The sequence below is a fragment of the Gammaproteobacteria bacterium genome, assembly GCA_016765075.1.
In the GTDB taxonomy this organism is placed as follows: domain Bacteria; phylum Pseudomonadota; class Gammaproteobacteria.
This window is the reverse complement of record JAESQP010000061.1, coordinates 1-3766: the sequence shown is the minus strand read 5'-3', so window position 1 is coordinate 3766 and position 3766 is coordinate 1. Positions and strand designations below refer to the sequence as shown.

Below are 3766 nucleotides of genomic sequence, written 5' to 3'. Positions count from 1 at the left end.
CGGATTCTCATGGTGGTATGCCAGCAGTTTTTGAATCACGTAGACACCAACGCCATCATCTGACCTATTGGGGTTTCCACAACCTATGATTGACAATACAGTCATGCCAAGACTTTCCTCTACCCGCAGCCAGGAAACGCTTTCTTGCCTTGCCCCCAGCGTTTTTCACACTTTGGATTTTCGAAAGCATCCACGACCACATCGTTCAAATCATAAATCGTATCATCAAACCCAGACTCTTTGATGCCCTCTCGTATGGCTGCAATTGCGGTCATTGATATTGCAGACACGACAGGATGTTCGGCGTTCGAGACCGTAGTATCTGCAGGATGATCGAAAGATTGCTTACAGGCTTTGACATCAGTCGAATGAAGTTTCCGACACATGGCAGGGCGAACGGAATAGACCGAACAGGAGTGATCTGAAAGAAAGGGACAAGGGATATTAGTCTGAATTCGTTTCGACTGTGACAAGGTCGATATCAACTTATTATTAGCCCGTGCCCGTTTGAGAATTGCGTCCTTCTGTTCAGGCGTTAGCGTAGATTCCACAAAATGCGTCATTGCGAAGACCTCCTCCGCGCCCACTTCAACTTTAAAATGACAACAATAATCACAACCATCCCGACAATCCAGCACAGCTCCTGAATGCTCGAGTACGCCCACCATTGTGGCATCAAGCCGCTGATTCGCGTGGGTAACCGCAGCGAGTACTGATTCCCCGCTACCGTCTATCTCACAGTCTTTGATGACTTGACCTTTTTCAATATCGAAGGCCGCCTGAAGTTTTTCTTGAAATTCTTGCATGATAAATAATCGCCCGCTATCTTTGTTATTCGTGACGACAGAATTGTCCAAGTCTCAATATTACCTGAACATCAGTGTTAAGTAATCGGCATCCAAAAAATAATGGCGCGGTTAAATAATAAACCGCGCCATTTCTCTGCATGGAAAGGATTTCGGAGGGAATAGTGTTCCGCAGGAAGCATTCAATCTAAATATCTATTTAACCGAACCCCCTACGGCAATCAGCGACTATTGAGCTGTTTTAAAAATGGTACCCGATGCCAACACCAAGAATCCAGGCATCTACGTCTAACTCATCCGCTGTGACACCACCAACCGTCACATCAGCGTCAAACATAAGATATTTAAGGTCTGCGTTGAGTGAAATGTTCGATGTAAGCATAAAATCAGCACCGCCACCAATAACCCAACCGATCGTATCCTCAACCTCCGCGTTCAGGGCATCCAAAGTGCCACTCTCATTGTAAAATATATTGTAATTAAACCCGGCTGCTACATATGGACGAATCTTTGGATCATCAGGCGAAAAATGATACTGCAGAGTGAAAATAGGCGGCAGAACACTGACCGACCCGAGTGAGGTACCCGCCGATTCAACATCGAAGTTCAGTGTTGTTGCGAGCACATTCAAACCTATATGGGGCGTAAAAAAATAGGTCGCATCAACTGCGATTCGAATATCATTATTTAAATCAAGATCCGAACCACCTGATGCAGCACTATTGGAAGATGCATTTGTATTGACGATAATCCCAGTCGTGTGGATATTCCATGACTCTGCATTGGCACCTTGAAAGGCCATAGCAAACACCAAAAATAATGCGCTACTCAGGCATCTGGTTGACACACTTAATTTATTATTTCTAGCTAACATATTTGTAACTCCTCTTATTTAGAAAATAGAACCAAGACTGCAGATCAAACCCCACCGACATACTGCCTTTATATTCGCCAAAGTCGACAAGACCACTGCGCCTCAACAGGCAACATCAATTCCGGCAGCTCACAAAACTTGCGATGAACCAGAAAATACATACAGGTCTCACAGGCCTGATCATCATCCTCATCGTCACCGGGGTTATAAGCGGTTAGCGTGAAACCGGCATTCACCAATTTGGTGCTGTAATCCGCCTCTTCCAGTGTTTGTAATTGCGCCACGACCTCGTTGACTTCCTCGCTGCTGTAAGCACGTGGTTCAATCTCGGTCTTTAGCCCATTGTTTAATTTATTCTCAAGTACTTTCCGAAGGGAATCGTCCGCTTTAACTTGCTCTGGCGAAGCGGTTTCAGTTTCGCCCACAGTAAAGCCTACGCGAACTGTCGCTGATCAAATCCGCCACAACCGACACCACCATTCCGCTTCGACCGGTACAGCGAGTTCGGGTAAATCACACCATTTTCTGTGCACCAAATAGTACATGCACTCCAAACAGCGTTGTTCATCTTCGCCGTAAGGTTTATCCACAAACCCAGAGACCACCAACTTCTCTTCAAGCGCGTCTGGATCCAACTCTCTTAACTCAACAAGAACTTGTTCGAATTGAATATTGTCTTCAGGGAAAGGTTCGGTTTTGGTTTCCAAACCGTTGGCCATTAAGCGACCAATGCGGTCGCGTAACGCATCGTCATCTGCATCACTCACGATAACACCTCATAGTTTTATTCTTAGCGCTAAGATTAGAAATCGAGCGACCACCGCTACGGCTAAGCGGACACCCGATTGATATCACACCTTAGGATGTTTTAAAACGTGAAAGCTCTTTACCCGTCTTAGCATCATGCGCATGCACGGTACAAACCAAACAGGAATCATAAGAACGCGCCACATGACCTACTTCAACCGGGTCGCTTGGATCAGCGATCGGCGTACCGATCAACGCTTCTTCGATTGGACCGCGCTCTTCCGCTTCGCTACGCGGACCGACATTCCAGGTTGTTGGCGCAATAATCTGGTAGTTCTTGATCTTACCGCCTTCAACTTCAATCCAGTGACACAACGCACCACGAATCGCTTCGGTTGCACCCCAGCCCTGACCATCTTGTTCTTTAGGTTTGATATAAAAAGGCTCATCTAAACGCAATTCACGTAAACAACGTTCCATTTGACGGTAGATATATTTAACCTCATGCATACGTGCAAAATGACGCAACAGCACATTTGCACCGCCCATGTTCTTGTACATATCCAGAACCAAACCGTCACTGTACTGCCAGTCTTCCATGTGATCGCCGCCGTAAATCAATTCACGCGCCAATGGACCTGCTTCAAGGTGGCCATTTTCTGCGTGCAAAGTTGCCGTAGACCATGAATAGTTTTTCTCAAAATCATGCTCATTATTGGATATTGGCTTCGTCGTACGATCAAACGGGTGTTTAGCACCACCCCCTTCGTCATACCATGCATGAGTAACATCTTCACGCGTCATCTTCTGATCCATATGTTTGTAAGTGCCAGTAGCACCATCAAAAACACCACCCGGCATTTGAACAGATTGATTACGACTATCGATGGTAGGTTTATTGTATTTCTCTTCGTGCGGCAAATAACCCCAGGAGATAAATTTATCCAGACCTTTACCGTATTTATCAGACCGATATCACAGCCCATACGCCACATCATGCCAAGGTCAGAATTTGCATGCTCTGGTTTTTCATCCAGCCATGCCATGAAATCATCATAGGTTTGAATTTCTTCATAACGTTCCAACGAACAACCTAACCACATTGGCTCAATCCAGTTGGTACGAAAATGTTCGAGAATACCCCATGAACGCGTCACATCAGTTAATGTCGGTGAACACATTACGCCACCGGGCACCATGAAGCTTGAGTGCGGCCACTGGCCACCTAACATCGCGTAAATTTCTACAGGCCGCCCTGAGATGGTGACACCTAACTCGTAGTTAGTACCGGTAAAGGGTGCCCAACGTTTTACCGCTTCTTCATAAAAAGGACTGTTCT

General features: G+C 46.0%; 4 protein-coding genes and 1 pseudogene. All 5 read right to left on the bottom strand.

Going from position 1 to position 3766, the window contains the following annotated elements:
• Positions 1-119: 119 nt before the first annotated feature.
• On the bottom strand, positions 120-857 hold the full coding sequence (locus JKY90_03735; protein ID MBL4851376.1) for a YkgJ family cysteine cluster protein: 738 nt from the start codon (positions 855-857) through the stop codon (positions 120-122).
• A 190-nt stretch (positions 858-1047) separates the two neighbouring features.
• A complete protein-coding gene (locus JKY90_03730) occupies positions 1048-1680 on the bottom strand; it encodes an OmpW family protein (protein ID MBL4851375.1) in 633 nt (210 codons plus the stop codon).
• Positions 1681-1748: 68 nt separating this feature from the next.
• Complete coding sequence (locus JKY90_03725) at positions 1749-2105, bottom strand: hypothetical protein (GenBank protein ID MBL4851374.1); 357 nt, start codon at positions 2103-2105, stop codon at positions 1749-1751.
• A 27-nt stretch (positions 2106-2132) separates the two neighbouring features.
• Positions 2133-2399 carry a hypothetical protein gene (locus tag JKY90_03720; GenBank protein ID MBL4851373.1) on the bottom strand — a complete coding sequence of 89 codons (267 nt, stop codon included), beginning with the start codon at positions 2397-2399 and terminating at the stop codon, positions 2133-2135.
• Between the two features lie 139 nt (positions 2400-2538).
• A pseudogene (locus tag JKY90_03715) lies at positions 2539-3766 on the bottom strand (nickel-dependent hydrogenase large subunit).